Consider the following 19023-nt stretch of genomic DNA (forward strand, 5'->3'; position numbering starts at 1 on the left):
GAAAGGGAAAAGTTATCTAAGGGATAATGTCTCTAAAGGATTTAGTTACGATGAGCCAACGGATGACTCACAGAAACACCGGTACACATTACGAAAATCAGGCCCGCCACTATCTTGAGCGGGCGGGTTTACTATTTCAGGCGGCCAATGTCACCTATCAAAGTGGTGAGATTGACCTTATCATGCGCGACGGAGCCACTTGGGTGTTTGTTGAGGTTCGCTTTCGGCGTAATGCCCTCTTTGGAGGTGCTGCCGCGAGTGTCACTTACAGCAAACAACAACGGTTGCTCCGGGCTGCTGCCCTTTGGCTGGCACAGCGAAATGCCAGTTTTGCCACAACACCGTGCCGTTTTGATGTTTTTGCCATTACTGGCAGTCAGGTAGAATGGCTGCCAAACGCCTTCAATGCGGATTGATGATTTTTCTCCGGTGTGTTGCCGGATTATAGCCAAACAACTTGGGATGGCAGTTTAGCACCAAGGTCGAAGGGTATATTAATTTTACTGAGTGGGTTAAATCAACGTGCTGGAAAGAATCAAAGGTTGCTTTACAGAAAGTATTCAAACCCAGATTGCCGCGGCTGAAGCTCTGCCTGATGCCATATCCCGTGCAGCAATGACATTGGTTCAGTCGCTGCTTAACGGCAATAAAATTCTCTGCTGCGGCAATGGGACTTCTGCGGCTAACGCGCAACACTTTGCTGCCAGCATGATAAACCGTTTTGAAACAGAACGGCCTAGTCTGCCCGCAATTGCTTTGAATGCTGATAATGTAGTGTTGACCGCTATTGCCAACGACCGTTTGCATGAGGAAGTTTATGCCAAACAGGTACGTGCTCTCGGTCATGCTGGCGATGTGTTGCTCGCTATTTCCACTCGTGGCAATAGCCGTGATATTGTGAAAGCGGTCGAAGCAGCAGTCACCCGTGATATGACCATTGTCGCCCTTACCGGCTATGATGGCGGTGAGCTGGCGGGCCTGTTAGGTCAGCAGGATGTTGAAATCCGCATACCTTCGCACCGCAGTGCCCGGATTCAAGAAATGCACATGCTTACAGTGAATTGCTTGTGTGACTTAATTGATAACACTCTATTTCCTCATCAGGACGATTAAAGGAGCACGAATGAAGGTTGGTTACATTTTTGCCATGCTATTCAGCGCCCTGCTATTACAAGGCTGTATTGGCGCAGTAGTTGTTGGCAGTGCCGCAGTTGCCACTAAATCCGCCACAGACCCGCGATCTGTTGGCACTCAGGTCGACGACAGCACCCTCGAGGCCAGAGTCGTCAATGCGCTAAGCCAAGATCAGCAGATAAAAAGCCAAACACGTTTCGTGGTAACGGCTTATCAAGGGAAAGTATTGCTCACCGGACAATCACCGACTGCCGAACTGTCAAACCGCGCCAAGCAAATTGCTTCAGGTGTTGATGGTGCCACAGAAGTGTATAACGAGATGCGCCTGGGTAAACCAATCGATCTGTCTACCGCATCAATGGATACCTGGATAACCACCAAAGTCCGGTCACAGCTACTGACCGCTGATTCAGTGAAGTCATCCAATGTGAAAGTGACCACCGAGAATGGCGAAGTATTCCTTTTGGGTTTGGTCACCCAGCAAGAAGGGCAATCTGCTGCTCAGATAGCCAGCCAGGTTAGTGGGGTTAAACACGTCACCACCGCATTTACCCTGGTGAAATAACGGGCCGTAAATCAGCAAGTTAACTTGCGTAGCATCCGAGTTATTAAGGGCTTAGAGCAATCTAAGCCCTTTTTTAATCGAGAGAGTTATCCTGGATAAACTCCTTCCCACCCAACTGGCGCATTTGGCGCAAAATCCACTGCTGACGAGAAATAACATAACCAGATGGCGCTTTAACCTTAAACCGATGCGGATTAGGCAGAACTGCGGCCAATAACGCCGCTTCTGAGGCGCTTAATTTACTGGCTGGTTTATTGAAATAATGGCGAGCAGCGGCTTCTACACCAAAAATACCCTCGCCAAATTCGGCGATATTCAAATATACCGTCAGGATACGCCGTTTAGTCCAGACCAACTCAATACCGGCGGTCAATCCGGCTTCCAACCCTTTACGTAACCAGCTTCGTCCATCCCAAAGGAACAGATTTTTCGCTGTTTGCTGCGACAGCGTCGAAGCACCGCGAATACGGTTTTGATTACGTTGATTATGGGACAATGCCGACTCAATAGCATCCACATCAAACCCCCAATGCTCTGGGAATTTTTGATCTTCAGCCGCCATCACCGCGAGCGCCATATAAGGTGAAATCTCATCCATTGGCACCCAATCAGAATGCGCAACATAAGAGAAATCACCGGTCAGCCAAGCTCCCAACTGCCGTTCAATCATAATCATGGAAAACGGAACCGGCAGGAAAGCAAAAATCAAAATACCGGCCAGCCATAAAGCAACCATGCCAATAGCGACCCGCTTGCCCCAGTACCAAAGCCTACTTAATCCTTGCCTGACTGACATCATTCGGTTAAATCCAGCACCTTCACCACCAGTTTATCAATGCCTTTTGCTGCTTCAGAAATGGAGGTGGCCAACATATAAGCGGGTGTCGTCACCACTTTATTTTCAGCATCAACCACCACGTCATCGGCAGGGCAAGTAACATGTAAGCCGCCCATAGCTTCAATTGCAGTAATAATATCGGGATCGTTACCAATCGTCAGGCGAATAGGTTTGCCCAACAACTTAGGAAGCATTACAGGAGAAATACACATAAAACCAATTGGTTTACCGGCCTTATGCATTGATTGAGTTAATCTCGTTAGGTCGGGATCTATAATACATTCAGAACCCTTAATTGCGAAATCACTGAGATTCTTTGCCGCACCGAAACCGCCGGGGACAATCAAGGCATCCAATAGCGCTGAGTCAGCGGAAGAAAGTGGCTTTATCTGCCCACGGGCAATGCGGGCTGACTCCACTAAAACATTGCGCTGTTCGGCTAACTCTTCACCAGTAATATGATTAATAACATGCAGTTGCGGTTTATCTGGCGCAAAGAATACAACACCAGCTCCGGCACGATCCAATGCCAGCATTGTTAAGACAGACTCATGTATCTCTGCGCCATCAAAAACTCCACATCCGCTAAGTACCACTCCGACTGTTTTCATCACAACTCTCCTTTTGTCGCTCTGTCAATCGCTTAACTGGTTCTAGTGACAAAGACCAATCTCTATCACAAATTTTAATGAATCTTGTAACAAGAGCGCTTACATTTGCTATGTTGTTGCTTGTATGATGTATGGAAGAATCCTTACAACCTGCGAATCCATTCGAAATCGAAATAATAGGCCCTAAATAATTCGAGTTACAGCAAGACGGCAACTGAGCAAATTTCCGAGTGCTTACCTCAGTAAGCGACCGGGGTGAACAAAAGAAGCCAACACATGCAACTTGAAGTATCACGGGTATCGCAGGTTAACGATTTCCCTGGTGTTGGCGCAGTATTAGCGCACCCCGGCCTCGGTCGGGGTTATTTTTTTTCAGCTGCCGCAGCCCACTCACGAAGCACCTGAACATCATTACGCCATTCTGATTTTAATTCATCGACCCAATCTTGCACGTTATCCCACCATGCTGGCAGTGTCGGGGTTTGAATTTGCTGTGCCAGTTGTTGTATATGTTTTAAACCCACCGAGCCTGCCGCCCCTTTAATCTTATGCGCCTCTTCTGTAATGCCCTTTTGATCCCGTGCTGTCATGTTTGAATCCAACACCGCCAAATAGCTCGGCATCATTTGTTCGAACATCTCCAGGCTTTGATGAATCAATTGTGGGCCAACTAAATCGATGTATTGCTCCAGCATTGCAGTATCAAGTAACGATTCATGGGTTTGCATCACTTTATGTTCCTGTTTTTTAGCAGAGGAGGAGGGCTTCTGATCCCAGAAGTGCTTAATCATGGCCGTGAGCGCAGGAACCGACAACGGCTTACTCAGCACATCATCCATCCCAGCATCTAAATATTCTTTTTTGTCCTTAAGGACGTTAGCGGTCAATGCCACTAATGGTGGCAATGATTGTGGGTCATAATTAGTCCGAATTTGCCGGGCGATATCCAACCCGCTCATATCCGGCAACTGAATATCCAACAGCACTAAATCAAAATCATCAGGTTTAAACATCGCCAATGCATCCTGGCCGTTCATGGCCACCTCAACACTGTTGCCTAATTTCTCCAGTACCGAGCGCGCGACAATGACATTTAACTCAATATCTTCGACTAACAAGACATGCAGCGCCGGCATGGGGATGTCATCTTTGGCGGGAACTGCGGAGGTTTCTTGCTCTGCCGGGGCCTTAATGGTCAAGGTAAAGCATGACCCCACCCCTTGGGTGCTTTTCACTGTAATATCGCCGCCCATACTTTGCGCCAAACGTTTTGAAACCGCCAACCCAATGCCGGTACCCGTCGCAGGACGCCCGCCATTGCTGTCTTTTACCTGATAATACATGGCAAAAATTTTGTCCTGCTCATCTTCAGGGATACCCATACCTGAATCTTCCACTTCAAAAATCAGGCGGTCAGAACCTTCACGCCATACCCGCAAGACAATTTTGCCATGTTGGGTAAATTTCACTGCGTTGCCGATCAAATTCCATAAAATCTGGCGCAGGCGGGTGCCATCGGTAATCACCTTTTCCGGCAAGGGAAGCTGTGGTTCCAAAATGAACTTCAGCCCTTTGGGTTGAACCAACAAGCCGGAGAGGTTTTCCAAATCCGCCATAAAACCTGTAAAATCAATTGGTTGATTATCCAACTGGACTTTACGTCGCTCCAACTTATCCATCTCAATGATATCGTTAAAGATATTTCCCAGAGTGATGGCGCTGACGTGAATGGTTTTCAGGTATTTCAGTTGTTCGCTGTCTAATTCGGTGTCTAGCAAGATGCGGCTCAAGCCCACAATGCCATTTAACGGCGTGCGCAGCTCGTGGCTGATTGTTGAGATGAAAGTGGTCTTATCCCTACTGGCATTCTCCAGCGCGTCCTGATAGCGCTTACGCTCGGTTATATCGCGCCCAAAGCCCATCAAGCCATGTCGCTTACCCACACGGTCGTAAAACGGCACTTTACGCAATTCAAAACAAGCTTTCCGGCCATCGGGATAAACCAGCCACTGCTCATAGGTCAGAGAAACGTTATGGCGGAAAACTTTCTCGTCGGTTTCCATGACTTTCTCGGCGATATCCGGCGCATAGACATCTTTTGGTGTCAGCCCGACCAATTGCTTTTCACTTTTACCGGTGAGTAATTCCATCGCCCGATTACAGCCAGAGAATTCATTCGCTTCGTTGCGGTAATAAACCAAGTCCGGTGAAGCATCCAAAAAAGAACGCAATAAGGCAGATTGCTGCCCCAGCTCAACTTGAGCTTGCTCACGGTGGCCCATTTCTTCTTTCAGCTTATCGACCACTTGTTGATGCGCTTTTTCTGCTTTCTCGCGCTCAACAATTTCCTGATTAAGTTGAGCAATGTTCTCAGTCAGTTGCTTATTCAGTTCTAAATCACGGTGACGCATGACCTCAAGCTTATCAACCAACCGCGACAAACGCTGGCGTGATTCCTCCAGTTGCTCGACCACCACCGACAAGAAATACACCGCCCACGGGGTTATCAATAAACCGAAGAAAATGGAACGCACCAAATCCAGGGTTCCAACAGAGCCGCTCAGTACCAGGGTCACGGCCATTTGCACCACCATGGCCAACAATACCAGCACCGAGGCCAATAGCAGGGAGAAGCGAACCAGCCCTAACTTAACCATTAAATCAACATAATACTGGGCTAATACCCTGATTTGCTTCATTACGACCCCTGTCTGTGTTTCTGGATATCCCCAAGGGGATAAATCATACCGCAAAACCAGCAAGAGATAAGATGGCTTCCTCAGAAGTGTGGAAAAGACTGCAAATCACGGCGAGATAGTGAAAAATAAGCAGATTATCTGCCAACAAATGGCAGATATAGTCAAATAAGATAGGCGTTAAAAACTGACATCACAGCCAGTTATATCAGGATGAGTGCGCGCTATCCCCTAGGACATTCACAGCGCCGATGCTTGCCCGCCTTGAGCAAGCATATAATTATTCAGCTCATTCATGCCCGTCCAGCGATTTGAGCACCACAGGGGGGCCAACAGAGTGGGTCTACGGGCGCTGGCAGAGATTCGGTGATAAACAATTTCAGCGGGAGTATGGCGAATCATCTCACCGGCAGTCAGCACATAATCTTCCAGTGTGAGTTCGGCCAAACGCCCTGCCCGCCAAGCTTTGGCCATGGTACTGCCCTCAACGATATGCAGCGGATGCAATTTCAAGCCGTCAACGCCGGTTGCCACAACTTTCTCCAACGTTTCCATTCCTTGCTCCATCCCCTCACCGGGCAAGCCGACAATTAAGTGGCAGCATACTTTCAAACCTCTGGCGCGGGCACGGCGCGCAGTTTGCTGATAGCAGGCGAAGTCATGACCACGATTAATACGTTTCAGGGTTTTATCATTCGCCGTCTGTAACCCCAGCTCAAGCCAGACTTCATAACCTTGCTGATGATAACCACTGAGTAAATCCAATACCGCATCGGGGACACAATCTGGCCGAGTTCCGACACACAAACCGACAATATCAGCCTCGGCCAGCGCCTGCTCATACATCGCTGCCAGCGCATTTACCTCTGCATAAGTACTGGTATAGGCCTGAAAGTAAGCCAGATAACGATTTGCTCGATTCGCCTTTTTTGCTTGTGCCGCTAACTGCTCGGCAATGCTTTGTTGCTGCATATTTTCATCGGCAAAAGAGGCCACCTGACAGAAAGTGCACCCGCCACGGCCCAGAGTGCCATCCCGATTAGGGCAGCTAAACCCGCCGTGCAGCGTGAGTTTATGAATTTTTTCACCGTAACGGCGCTGTAAATCCGCACCAAACATATTGACTAATCGCTGCAACTGCATAATCTTGGCACTGCCTGTCAAAAAAGAGCTTTAGCCTACCCGCCAACGAAATTATGTGCGATGACAGAGATCAACTCCCATGCCCTTGGGTGCAGCCGCGCATAACCATTCACAATAAGTGCAAATAAAATCACTTGACCGATGATTAAATTTTCTTATTTCAACCAAGGCCTTGGCGCTTCTATTACAATTCAGTTAAAAATAGTTTTAAATGCCAGAAAATATAGAAAATGCAGTATATCACTCCAGCATCCCCGCCAGCACTAGCATGGTGCAGAGATTTGTCGATTGCACTATAGTGAGACAGCTCACATTTTAGCGTCTGCCCCATGAAGCACACAACAGGGTAAAAACGTCAATAAAATTATATTTTTCATACTGATAACTCCAATTATCACCTTAGAGATAGTTCTTAAGCCTATATTTGACCTGAGTATTCTTTCTCGCTAAGTTGGAAGTCCGCTGGAAGCTTTCTAGACGGGCAAACGTCTAGTCATAATTATGCAGTAATTTAAGACTCCCTCTTAAAACAAGTCTTTTACCACTTGTGTGAACCGTCACAAGAGGCCATTGGCGGAGGGCGGAAAAGCAGATTTGCCGCGAAATACGCGCCTGTCAGCCCATACCGTCTGATATACCTAATAGAGTTCGAGTTGTGAGTCGCTGGCAACTGAATGAATCTAATATATTGAGATAACTCAATGTGTTGGGTGAGTGATGGCAGCCAACCTCTGTGCAGCTTGAAAGATGATGGGTATCACCATGTCCTTTTGAAGTCGGTTTGTTGGAGTCTCACAGAGCCTGGGGAGGTTCACTGATATGTTGTACGATAAATCCCAAGAAAGGGACAACTGTGGTTTCGGCCTAATCGCCCACATAGAAGGCGAACCTAGCCATAAGGTGGTGCGTACCGCGATACACGCGCTGGCCCGCATGCAACACCGTGGTGCTATCCTTGCTGATGGCAAGACCGGCGACGGATGTGGTTTGCTGTTACAAAAACCGGATCGCTTTTTCCGGATGGTCGCTGAAGAACGCGGATGGCGTTTGGCCAAAAACTATGCCGTGGGCATGATGTTTCTCAGTCAGGATGACGAACTCGCCAAGGCAAGCCGCCGCATTGTAGAAGAAGAACTGCAAAACGAAACGCTGTCGATTGTCGGCTGGCGTGAAGTGCCAACGAACCCCGACGTTCTTGGTGAAATCGCCCTCTCCTCCCTGCCTCGGATTGAACAAATTTTTGTGAACGCCCCTGCGGGCTGGCGTCCACGTGATATGGAGCGCCGCCTGTTTGTGGCCCGTCGCCGTATCGAAAAGCGCATCGAGAACGATAAAGATTTCTACGTGTGCAGCTTCTCAAACCTGGTCACGATCTATAAAGGCTTATGTATGCCTGCGGATCTGCCACGCTTTTATCTTGATTTGGCTGACCTGCGCCTTGAATCGGCAATTTGCCTGTTCCATCAGCGCTTCTCAACCAATACCGTGCCGCGCTGGCCACTGGCTCAGCCATTCCGCTATTTGGCGCATAATGGCGAAATCAATACCATCGCCGGTAACCGCCAATGGGCGCGAGCACGTGCTTACAAATTCAAAACGCCATTAATTCCCGATTTGCAGGATGCGGCCCCATTTGTCAATGAAACCGGCTCTGACTCCAGTTCACTGGATAACATGCTGGAGCTGTTCCTTAGCGGCGGGATGGACTTAATTCGTGCCATGCGTCTGTTAGTGCCACCGGCCTGGCAGAACAACCCAGATATGGATACCGATCTCCGCGCCTTCTTTGACTTCAACTCCATGCATATGGAGCCGTGGGATGGCCCGGCCGGGATTGTTATGTCAGATGGCCGCTATGCCGCCTGTAACCTTGACCGTAATGGCCTGCGCCCAGCGCGCTATGTCATCACCAAAGATAAACTCATCACTTGCGCCTCTGAAGTCGGTATCTGGGATTACCAGCCCGATGAAGTCGTAGAGAAAGGCCGTGTCGGCCCAGGTGAGCTGATGGTGATTGATACTCGCAGCGGAAAAATTCTGCATTCCTCCGAAACCGATAACGACCTGAAAAGCCGCCATCCTTATAAAGAATGGATGGAGAAAAACGTTAAGCGCTTGGTGCCGTTTGAGGATTTGCCAGAGGATCAGGTGGGTAGCCGTGAGCTGGATGACTCTCAGCTAGAAACCTATCAGAAGCAGTTTGGTTACAGCAATGAAGAACTGGATCAAGTCATCCGCGTGCTGGGTGAAATTGGTCAGGAAGCCACCGGTTCAATGGGTGATGACACCCCATTTGCCGTGCTTTCCAGCGGCCCACGCATTATTTATGATTACTTCCGCCAGCAGTTTGCGCAGGTAACTAACCCGCCAATCGATCCGCTGCGTGAAGCACATGTAATGTCACTGGCCACCAGTATTGGCCGGGAAATGAACGTGTTTTGTGAAGCTGAAGGTCAGGCGCACCGTCTGAGTTTTAAATCGCCAATCTTGCTGTTCTCAGATTTCCAGCAGTTAACCACCCTGGAAGGGGAACATTACCGCGCTGACAGGTTGGATCTGACCTTCGACCCGGCTGAAACTGATTTGGAACAAGCGGTGCTGGCACTGTGTGAAGAGGCCGAGCGCAAAGTGCGTGATGGTGCCGTCATGCTGGTGTTGTCAGATAGGGCGATTGCCCCGAACCGCCTGCCGGTCCCCGCCCCAATGGCTGTCGGCGCGGTTCAGACCCGATTGGTAGAAAAAAACCTGCGCTGCGATGCCAACATCATTGTTGAAACCGCCAGCGCCCGTGACCCGCACCACTTCGCCGTGTTACTCGGTTTTGGTGCGACTGCGATTTACCCTTATTTAGCTTATGAATCATTGGCTAAATTGGTTGATACCCAAGCGATTGATAAAAAGTATCGCGATGTGATGCTTAACTATCGCAACGGCATCAATAAAGGGCTGTATAAGATAATGTCCAAAATGGGCATTTCAACCGTGGCCTCTTACCGTTGCGCTAAACTGTTTGAAGCCGTGGGCCTGCATCGTGACCTGTCAGACCTCTGCTTCCAGGGTGTCGTCAGCCGCATTGGCGGAGCCAGCTTCAGTGATTTCCAACAGGATTTGCAGAATCTGTCCAAACGGGCTTGGCTGAAACGTAAACCGCTGGATCAAGGCGGTTTGCTGAAATTTGTCCATAACGGCGAATATCATGCCTATAACCCGGATGTGGTCAGCACCTTACAGACTGCGGTTCACAGCGGTGAATACAGTGATTATCAGGTTTATGCCAAACTGGTTAATGAGCGCCCAATTGCCACACTGCGCGATTTACTGGCCATAAAGCCCCAAGGCACCCCGATCCCGGTGGATCAAGTTGAACCGGCGGAATCGCTGTTTACGCGTTTTGATACCGCCGCGATGTCTATCGGCGCATTAAGCCCAGAAGCACATGAGTCACTCGCCATCGCCATGAATAGCCTCGGTGGGTTCTCGAACTCTGGTGAAGGCGGCGAAGACCCGGCACGTTACGGCACCAATAAGGTTTCCCGTATCAAGCAGGTTGCTTCAGGCCGATTTGGGGTCACACCGGCCTATCTGGTGAATGCCGATGTTATCCAGATCAAAGTAGCTCAAGGGGCGAAACCTGGCGAAGGCGGTCAATTACCGGGTGATAAAGTCACACCGTATATTGCCAAACTGCGCTATTCCGTGCCGGGTGTGACTTTGATTTCCCCACCACCGCACCATGATATTTACTCAATCGAAGACTTGGCGCAGCTGATTTTCGACTTGAAGCAAGTCAATCCGAAAGCATTGATTTCGGTGAAGCTGGTTTCTGAGCCGGGTGTCGGCACCATTGCCACCGGCGTGGCAAAAGCCTATGCCGACTTAATTACCATTGCCGGCTACGATGGCGGCACCGGTGCCAGCCCACTGTCTTCAGTGAAATATGCTGGCTGCCCGTGGGAACTGGGGTTGGTTGAAACCCAACAAGCCTTGGTTGCCAATGGCCTGCGCCATAAAATTCGCCTGCAAGTGGATGGCGGCCTGAAAACCGGCGTTGATATTGTTAAAGCCGCGATTCTGGGGGCTGAAAGCTTCGGCTTCGGCACTGGCCCTATGGTGGCGCTGGGGTGTAAATATCTGCGAATTTGCCACCTGAATAACTGCGCAACCGGCGTAGCTACTCAAGATGAAAAGCTGCGTCGTGACCATTATCACGGCCTGCCAGAACGTGTGGTTAACTATTTCCAGTTTATCGCCCGTGAAACCCGTGAAATCATGGCCGAGTTGGGTGTTAGCCAACTGGTTGATTTGATTGGCCGCACCGACATGCTGTTAGAGCTGGACGGCATTTCAGCAAAACAAAACAAACTGGATCTGTCGCCAATGCTGAAAACAGCAACGCCACATCCGGGCAAGGCGCTGCATTGCACCGAAAGTAACCCTCCGTTCGATAAAGGTTCATTGAACAAAGAGTTGCTGGCGCAAGCTGAGCCTTACATTGAAGCCAAGCAAAGCAAAACATTTTATTTTGATATCCGTAACACCGACCGCTCAGTGGGTGCTGCCCTGTCCGGCGCCATTGCCACCAAACATGGCGACCAGGGCCTGGCAACCGACCCTATCAAAGCGTATTTCTCCGGTACTGCCGGTCAGAGCTTTGGCGTTTGGAATGCGGGCGGCGTAGAGCTGACCCTGACCGGCGATGCCAACGATTATGTCGGTAAAGGCATGGCGGGCGGGCGCATTGCTGTGCGTCCTCCGGTGGGTTCTAACTTCCGCAGCCACGAAGCCAGCATTGTCGGCAACACCTGTTTGTATGGTGCAACTGGCGGCAAATTGTTCGCCGCAGGACGTGCCGGTGAGCGTTTCGCAGTGCGTAACTCTGGTGCCATCACGGTAGTTGAAGGTATCGGCGATAACGGTTGTGAATATATGACTGGCGGGATTGTCTGTGTCCTCGGCCGCACTGGAATTAACTTCGGTGCGGGCATGACCGGCGGCTTCGCTTATGTCCTTGATGAAGATGGTGAATTCCGTAAACGTGTTAACCCTGAGCTGGTAGAAGTCCTGGATGTCGACCAACTGGCAATCCATGAAGAACATCTGCGTGGGCTTATCACTGAGCATGTTCAGTTGACAAGTTCTAGTCGTGGCGAAGAAATTCTGGCTAACTGGCCAGAATGGGTGACCAAGTTTGCTTTGGTTAAACCGAAATCCAGCGATGTGAAAGCACTGTTGGGCCACCGTAGCCGTTCCGCAGCTGAGCTGCGGGTTCAAGCGCAGTAAGGGGTTGAAATGAGTCAGAATGTTTATCAGTTTATCGACCTACAGCGCGTAGATCCGCCGAAAAAGCCGCTGAAGATCCGTAAAATTGAATTTGTTGAAATTTACGAGCCGTTTTCAGAAACACAGGCCAAAGCACAGGCAGACCGCTGTTTGTCTTGCGGTAACCCTTATTGTGAATGGAAATGCCCAGTTCATAACTACATCCCTAACTGGCTGAAATTGGCCAATGAGGGGCGGATTATGGAAGCCGCGGACTTGGCTCACCAGACCAACAGCTTGCCAGAAGTCTGTGGACGTGTGTGTCCGCAAGACCGCTTGTGTGAAGGCTCTTGTACTCTGAATGACGAGTTCGGCGCGGTAACCATCGGGAATATCGAGCGCTATATAAGTGACAAAGCCATTGAGATGGGCTGGAAACCTGATATGTCTCATGTTCACCCAACCGGCAAACGTGTTGCGGTGATTGGAGCTGGCCCTGCGGGGCTGGCCTGTGCCGACGTGTTAGCGCGTAATGGTGTGCAAGCCGTGGTATTTGACCGTCATCCAGAGATTGGTGGCCTACTGACCTTTGGTATTCCGGCCTTTAAGCTGGAAAAAGAAGTGATGGTTAAACGGCGCAAAATCTTCTCCGAGATGGGCATCGAATTCCAGCTGAATACAGAAATTGGCAAAGACATCCAAATGGATGCGCTGTTGAAAGAGTATGACGCCGTGTTCCTCGGGGTCGGGACTTATCAATCAATGCGCGGTGGTCTGGAAAACGAAGATGCATCCGGCGTGTACGATGCCCTGCCGTTCCTGATTGCTAATACCAAACAGTTGATGGGCTTTGACGCCGCACCTCACGAGCCTTATATCACGATGCAAAGCAAACGCGTCGTGGTGCTTGGTGGCGGTGATACCGCAATGGACTGTGTTCGCTCCTCAATTCGCCAAGGGGCAACAGATGTGGTCTGCGCCTACCGCCGTGACGAAGCCAACATGCCGGGTTCCAAACGTGAAGTGAAAAATGCCAGAGAGGAAGGGGTCGAGTTCAAATTCAACCTGCAACCTTTAAGCATTGAAGTGAACAGTAATGGCAAAGTCTGTGGTGTGAAGATGGTTCGCACCCAACTGGGCGCACCTGATGCACAAGGCCGCAGCATGGCTGAACAGATCCCAGGTTCAGAACATGTGCTGCCAGCGGATGCGGTGATAATGGCATTTGGTTTCCGCCCACACAGTATGGAATGGTTGGCAGCTCATGACGTGGCACTCGATAAGCAAGGCCGGGTCGTGGCACCAGAGCGCACCGATAATGCTTTCCAGACCAGTAACCCTAAAATCTTTGCCGGTGGCGATATCGTCCGTGGCTCAGATTTAGTGGTCACCGCTATTGCCGAAGGCCGCAAAGCCGCAGAAGGCATTATGAGCTACCTGGAAGTCTAACATTCGGGATGCTGGATGATGAAGGGCTGGCTATCCAGCCCTTTTTTATTACTGATTTCCCCCGCAACTCAAGATTTTGTAACAATCTCAAACCGCGTTATTTGCAGCATTTTAATCATGAAGCGCTATAGTAAGGCCCGAGCTCATCTTTATTGATGCTTTTGGGCCAACGCTTCCTGGCCCCACACAGCTTTTTTCCTGTACCTTTGTTACGCCTTGTTTTAAAGAAAGGATTATCTGTTATGAAATCTCACTCACTTTTCATTGCTGGCGCTTTGCTGGCTATTAGCGGTAGCGCGTTAGCCATGTCTCTTAATTATCAAGAGGTTGGCTACAATATTGAGGCGCGTGGCGCGCGTGCAGTTGTCGCAGAACTGGCGCGTGCCGGGCAACTGCCCGCTGTAGAGAATAATATTAAACTCGGTGATGATAACTGGATTGCCATGGCGCCTAAACTGGCTGATGGTGGAAATGCGAGCTTCACTGCGGGGGTTAAATCAGCGCTCTCTTCCGCACTAATTTATAATCCAGCGGCGGTGCTTAAAGCCGTCAGTGACAGCAAAACACTCACATTATCAGAAATTTGCACTGCGCCAGCTGATGCTAAAGACAGTGCGGCCAAGGCCAGTTTCCAACAGCGTGCTTCTCATACCTTATCGACTATCCGAAACAGCGACATGATGAGCCAGCGTGATAACTGTCTGGCAGAACTGAAGAAGATTAGCAGCTGAAGATATTGCCTTGCTGACGAGTTAGACAGGTAGAAATAATAAGGGCGGCCAAAGCCGCCCTGAATAGAAATGCAAATGTAGTGCCCGAAAAAACAGTTACTTAACAACTCGTAATGCTGGACGACCACCACTACGTGGCGGTTGCGGTGGCTCATCATCAGGTGAGTTACCCTCACCTTCTACCGCCGGAGCATCACCAGTGACCAATGTCAGACTTTCAGTAGACGCAGTCTCGCTGCCGCCTTCTTCTATGCCAACAAAGTTACCGTCAACATCAGTATCGTAAGCTTCTTCCGGCTCAAACATCGTGCCCGAACCGTTTTCACGCGCATAAATAGCCATAACCGCACTCATCGGCACGATAACCTGGCGTGGAACACCACCAAAACGGGCGTTGAAACACACACCATCATTGCCCAGTTCCAGGTCACCCACTGCCCGCGGTGCCACATTCAATACAATTTGACCATCACGGGCAAATTCCATCGGCACCGAAACACCCGGGCGGGTAACATCCACAACCAGATGCGGAGTCAGTTGATTATCAATCAACCACTCATAAAATGCGCGCAACAAGTAAGGGCGGCGCGGAGACATATCAGACATCTCCATAACAATTAACCCCGAGTTTTCAGGTGCATTTCGCGTTCAGCTTCGGTCAAAGAAGCTAAGAATGCATCACGCTCAAACACACGTGTCATATAGCCTTTCAGCTCTTTAGAACCCGCGCCAGTGAACTCAATGCCTAATACCGGCAAACGCCACAACAGCGGAGCCAGGTAGCAATCGACCAGGCTAAACTCTTCGCTCATGAAGAAAGGCATTTCATTAAACACAGGTGCAATAGACAGCAGCTCTTCACGTAATTGTTTACGGGCTGCGTCTGCTTCCTGTGCATTGCCTTGCTCAATTTTGTGTAGCAAGGAATACCAATCTTGCTCAATGCGGTTCATCATCAACCGGCTGCTACCACGCGCAACAGGGTATACCGGCATCAATGGTGGGTGAGGGAAACGCTCATCCAGATATTCCATAATGATGCGGGATTCATACAGTGTCAGCTCGCGATCAACCAAAGTAGGAACGGTACGGTACGGATTGAGGTCAATCAGGTCCTGCGGCAGATTATCAGCTTCAACCTGCTCAATCTCAACACTGACACCTTTCTCCGCCAGTACGATACGTACTTGATGGCTAAAAATGTCGGTCGGGCCGGAAAACAGCGTCATTACCGAACGTTTGTTGGCAGCGACAGCCATGAAAACCTCCAAGATTATCTAGAAAACAATGCGAATAGCCCACGATGACGTTGCTATCCTGAGTCGTTTTACCGCCGGTTCGCAATCTCGACAGCTGTTGCCGTAAATAAGCCTTGGTCGAGATAATAATTCAGCCAGGGAGATACACGGACGTCAACAGTTCGCCGAACAGGCACAAAAGTGGGTGATAGTTTACCAGATTTTGCATGTTTTGTGGGGATGGCGCTGCGATTTCATGAACAATTGTCTATCAGACAACAGTTTAGCGGTAAAAATAATGTGAATAAAATGCTGAAAGAGTGTTTTTAAGGCGTGTTTTTTTGGCATACGTATTTTATGACATACGTATTTTATGACATACGTATTTTATATGCACAAATAAAAAAACCCGGTGAGACACCGGGTTTTTACCATCAATCTGATGCCATAAAGGCAAAAAATTAACGTTTGGAGAACTGTGGACGACGACGTGCTTTACGCAGACCCACTTTCTTACGCTCAACTTCACGCGCATCGCGCGTTACGAAGCCAGCTTTACGCAGTTCACCACGCAGAGACTCGTCATATTCCATCAGTGCACGAGTGATACCGTGACGGATAGCGCCAGCCTGACCTGAAATACCACCACCTTTAACAGTGATGTACATGTCAAACTTGGTAACCATGTCTACTAGTTCCAACGGTTGGTTAACTACCATGCGGGCAGTTTCACGACCGAAGTAAACTTCTAGGCTACGTTGGTTAATAACGATTTTACCGCTACCCGGCTTAAGAAAAACGCGTGCAGCAGAACTTTTGCGGCGACCAGTGCCGTAGTATTGATTTTCAGCCATTGCCATAATCCCGATTAAATGTCCAGAACTTGCGGTTGCTGCGCCGCATGATTGTGCTCAGTACCTGCGTAAACTTTAAGTTTACGATACATTGCACGGCCCAGCGGACCCTTCGGCAGCATGCCTTTAACCGCGATTTCAATCACACGCTCAGGACTGCGGGCAATCATCTCTTCAAAGGTCGCTTGTTTGATACCACCGATGTGACCGGTGTGACGGTAATAAATCTTGTCTGTACGCTTGTTACCGGTTACGGCAACTTTTTCTGCGTTCAGAACGATGATGTAATCACCAGTATCAACGTGCGGGGTGTATTCCGCTTTATGCTTGCCGCGTAGGCGACTAGCCAGTTCAGTAGCGAGGCGACCTAAGGTCTTACCATTCGCGTCAACAACATACCAGTCGCGTTTTACAGTTTCTGGTTTAGCTGTGAAAGTTTTCATTATAAAAGCTTACCCAATTAATAAGTTACACGTTGGTGAACACCCAAACGTTCAAAAACAGTTGAGGCTCACACGACTATCAGTCCAGCAAACCTACCCCTTCGAATAGCCAATGCTGGCACTATCAAAGTTTTTGGGAAAAAAACTTTGTTGTAACGTGGGGTCGCAAGATTATAGAGAAGTCGACGTTAAAGATCGAACTGTTTTTGACGTGAAAGGCATAAATTAAACATGTTAAGTAAGGGCGAAGGATAATCGCCCACACCAGAATAACATTTCTGCGGGTAAAAAGTGAAGACACCTTAGGGTAAATGCGGCAAAGAGAGATATTCCTCACTCTGCATTTCTTGTAACCGTGACAAACAGCGCTGATATTCAAACTTGAGATGTTCACCGCAATAGATCTCGAACATCGATGCCTCAGCAGCAATAATCAATTTTACCCGCCGCTCATAAAACTCATCGACCAATGCTAAAAAGCGCCGGGCGGTATTCTCATCTTTCGTCGCCATGCAGTGAACATTGTGTAGCAATACCGTGTGATAAAGCTTAGACAGTGCGATGTAATCCAGCTGACTGCGCGCCTCTTCGCATAATGTATGAAAATCCACCGCCAATACGCCTTCTGCCGAACAAATAGCCGGTAAAGGCCGGTGATTAACATCCAATACAGGTGCTCGCTCCCCCTCTTTACCCGCTAATTTGACGAAAATATCCTGCATCGCTTGCTCGGTTTGGGTGTTCAATGGCGTTAGGTAAAGATTTGCCTGAGTCAGGGTGCGCAAGCGATAGTCAATCCCTGCATCAACATTCATCACATCACAATATTGTTTAATCAGCTTAATGGCGGGCAGGAAGCGCGCCCGTTGTAGACCATTAGAGTACAAGTCATCCGGCGGAATATTAGATGTGGCAACCAAGGTGATGCCGCGGGCAAATAAGGCGTCCAGCAATGTGGCCAACAACATGGCGTCAGTGATGTCCGATACAAAAAACTCATCAAAACACAGCACGTCAGTTTCGGCCTTGAAGCCATCAGCAATGATTTCTAATGGATTTTCATGGCCTTGCAACGCGTTCAGTTCCTGATGTACCCGCAACATAAAACGGTGAAAATGCAGACGAAGCTTGCGTTCGCCGGGCAGGCTGTGGAAAAACATATCCATCAGCCAGGTTTTACCGCGCCCGACCCCGCCCCACATATATAAGCCCTGAACTGGGCGTATGGGTGTGCGCGGCGCTGTACGCCCCAAAAAACGGCCTAAGCGCCCTCTCAGGCCCGTGCTAGCCGATGGGGTGCTTTGGCGTTGATTCAGCTCCTGATAAATGGTTTCCAGCCGTGCTACAGTGCGCTGTTGTACATCATCAGGTTGGTAGTCGCCGGCATCAAGTGCCTGCTGGTAAAGTGCTCTAGGTGAACTCGGTTGCATGTTTATCAACAATCCCTGATAAAATAATTAGCTACTTTTCGCTGCTCTTTCTTGCTGATTTATCGGGCAATCGCAGCATTTACCAACTCTGTTACTGCGGAAAAAGCCTGATAACCATAGGCAAAGTTGCATCAGGATTCCACTCTGACAAGGTTAACGGTTATAGTGGGTATTATTAAGTGAAAAAGTCCTGCTGAACAATGAAGTCAAAAAAGGAGTCATCATGACCTGGGAGTATGCGCTTATTGGGTTGGTTGTGGGTATTGTGATTGGCGCGGTGGCTATGCGCTTTGGCAACCGCAAATTGCGTCAGCAGCAAGTGCTGCAAAATGAGCTGGAGAAAAGCAAAACAGATCTGGAGGAATATCGTCAGGAACTGGTGGGGCACTTTGCCCGCAGTGCTGAGTTGCTGGATAACATGGCTCGCGACTATCGCCAGCTTTATCAGCATATGGCGAAAAGCTCCAATAACTTGTTACCGGACTTGCCGTTGCAGGATAATCCGTTCCGCTATCGTCTGACAGAATCTGAAGCTGATAATGATCAGGCGCCGGTTAAAATGCCACCGCGTGATTATTCTGAAGGCGCATCTGGTTTGTTACGCCCGGAGCACCAGACCCGCGACTAAATAT

Annotated in this window: 16 protein-coding genes; 7 read left to right on the top strand and 9 right to left on the bottom strand. The window is 49.3% G+C overall.

Going from position 1 to position 19023, the window contains the following annotated elements:
- Window positions 1-62 precede the first annotated feature (62 nt).
- From YROHD0001_RS08005 to dolP, 3 genes are all read left to right on the top strand, one after another.
- Complete coding sequence (locus YROHD0001_RS08005; RefSeq protein WP_042542374.1) at window positions 63-416, top strand: YraN family protein; 354 nt, start codon at window positions 63-65, stop codon at window positions 414-416.
- Window positions 417-522: 106 nt separating this feature from the next.
- Complete coding sequence (gene diaA, locus YROHD0001_RS08000; protein ID WP_004714908.1) at window positions 523-1113, top strand: DnaA initiator-associating protein DiaA; 591 nt, start codon at window positions 523-525, stop codon at window positions 1111-1113.
- Between the two features lie 10 nt (window positions 1114-1123).
- The gene (gene dolP, locus YROHD0001_RS07995) at window positions 1124-1699 is read left to right on the top strand and encodes a division/outer membrane stress-associated lipid-binding lipoprotein (RefSeq protein WP_004714909.1); all 576 of its coding nucleotides are present in this window, start codon (window positions 1124-1126) and stop codon (window positions 1697-1699) included.
- Window positions 1700-1772: 73 nt separating this feature from the next.
- Here the strand turns inward: dolP and mtgA are convergent, their stop codons facing one another.
- The 4 genes from mtgA to mnmL form a co-directional block, all read right to left on the bottom strand.
- Complete coding sequence (gene mtgA, locus YROHD0001_RS07990) at window positions 1773-2498, bottom strand: monofunctional biosynthetic peptidoglycan transglycosylase (RefSeq protein WP_032817002.1); 726 nt, start codon at window positions 2496-2498, stop codon at window positions 1773-1775.
- Window positions 2495-3148, bottom strand: a complete 654-nt coding sequence (gene elbB, locus YROHD0001_RS0117950; RefSeq protein ID WP_032817003.1) for an isoprenoid biosynthesis glyoxalase ElbB — start codon at window positions 3146-3148, stop codon at window positions 2495-2497. Before elbB ends, mtgA begins: the two co-directional genes overlap by 4 nt.
- 362 nt (window positions 3149-3510) lie before the next feature.
- Complete coding sequence (gene arcB / locus YROHD0001_RS07985; RefSeq protein WP_032817004.1) at window positions 3511-5847, bottom strand: aerobic respiration two-component sensor histidine kinase ArcB; 2337 nt, start codon at window positions 5845-5847, stop codon at window positions 3511-3513.
- A gap of 237 nt (window positions 5848-6084) precedes the next feature.
- Window positions 6085-6987, bottom strand: coding sequence for a tRNA modification radical SAM protein MnmL/YtqA (mnmL, locus tag YROHD0001_RS07980; protein ID WP_004714915.1), 903 nt, complete (start codon window positions 6985-6987; stop codon window positions 6085-6087).
- A gap of 819 nt (window positions 6988-7806) precedes the next feature.
- Here mnmL and gltB point away from each other — a divergent pair.
- The 3 genes from gltB to YROHD0001_RS07965 all read left to right on the top strand — a co-directional run bounded on the left by gltB (window position 7807) and on the right by YROHD0001_RS07965 (window position 14426).
- Window positions 7807-12267 carry a glutamate synthase large subunit gene (gltB, locus tag YROHD0001_RS07975; RefSeq protein WP_032817005.1) on the top strand — a complete coding sequence of 1487 codons (4461 nt, stop codon included), beginning with the start codon at window positions 7807-7809 and terminating at the stop codon, window positions 12265-12267.
- 9 nt (window positions 12268-12276) lie between these two features.
- Entirely contained in the window at window positions 12277-13695 is a 1419-nt protein-coding gene (locus tag YROHD0001_RS07970) for a glutamate synthase small subunit (RefSeq protein ID WP_004714921.1), read from the top strand.
- Between the two features lie 242 nt (window positions 13696-13937).
- On the top strand, window positions 13938-14426 hold the full coding sequence (locus YROHD0001_RS07965; RefSeq protein WP_032817006.1) for a hypothetical protein: 489 nt from the start codon (window positions 13938-13940) through the stop codon (window positions 14424-14426).
- 96 nt (window positions 14427-14522) lie between these two features.
- Here the strand turns inward: YROHD0001_RS07965 and sspB are convergent, their stop codons facing one another.
- The 5 genes from sspB to zapE form a co-directional block, all read right to left on the bottom strand.
- A complete protein-coding gene (gene sspB, locus YROHD0001_RS07960; RefSeq protein WP_004714927.1) occupies window positions 14523-15038 on the bottom strand; it encodes a ClpXP protease specificity-enhancing factor in 516 nt (171 codons plus the stop codon).
- Between the two features lie 5 nt (window positions 15039-15043).
- Complete coding sequence (gene sspA, locus YROHD0001_RS07955) at window positions 15044-15685, bottom strand: stringent starvation protein SspA (RefSeq protein WP_004714928.1); 642 nt, start codon at window positions 15683-15685, stop codon at window positions 15044-15046.
- A 440-nt stretch (window positions 15686-16125) separates the two neighbouring features.
- Window positions 16126-16518 (bottom strand): 30S ribosomal protein S9, encoded by a 393-nt coding sequence (rpsI, locus tag YROHD0001_RS07950; protein WP_005162424.1) that lies wholly within the window; start codon window positions 16516-16518, stop codon window positions 16126-16128.
- Window positions 16519-16532: 14 nt separating this feature from the next.
- Window positions 16533-16961 (bottom strand): 50S ribosomal protein L13, encoded by a 429-nt coding sequence (rplM, locus tag YROHD0001_RS07945; RefSeq protein ID WP_004710905.1) that lies wholly within the window; start codon window positions 16959-16961, stop codon window positions 16533-16535.
- Between the two features lie 302 nt (window positions 16962-17263).
- Window positions 17264-18391, bottom strand: coding sequence for a cell division protein ZapE (gene zapE, locus YROHD0001_RS07940; protein WP_004714932.1), 1128 nt, complete (start codon window positions 18389-18391; stop codon window positions 17264-17266).
- Between the two features lie 223 nt (window positions 18392-18614).
- Between zapE and zapG the strand changes: the two genes are divergently transcribed.
- A complete protein-coding gene (gene zapG, locus YROHD0001_RS07935) occupies window positions 18615-19019 on the top strand; it encodes a Z-ring associated protein ZapG (RefSeq protein ID WP_004714934.1) in 405 nt (134 codons plus the stop codon).
- Window positions 19020-19023: the final 4 nt, after the last annotated feature.

Source organism: Yersinia rohdei ATCC 43380 (genome assembly GCF_000173775.1).
In the GTDB taxonomy this organism is placed as follows: Bacteria; Pseudomonadota; Gammaproteobacteria; order Enterobacterales; family Enterobacteriaceae; genus Yersinia; species Yersinia rohdei.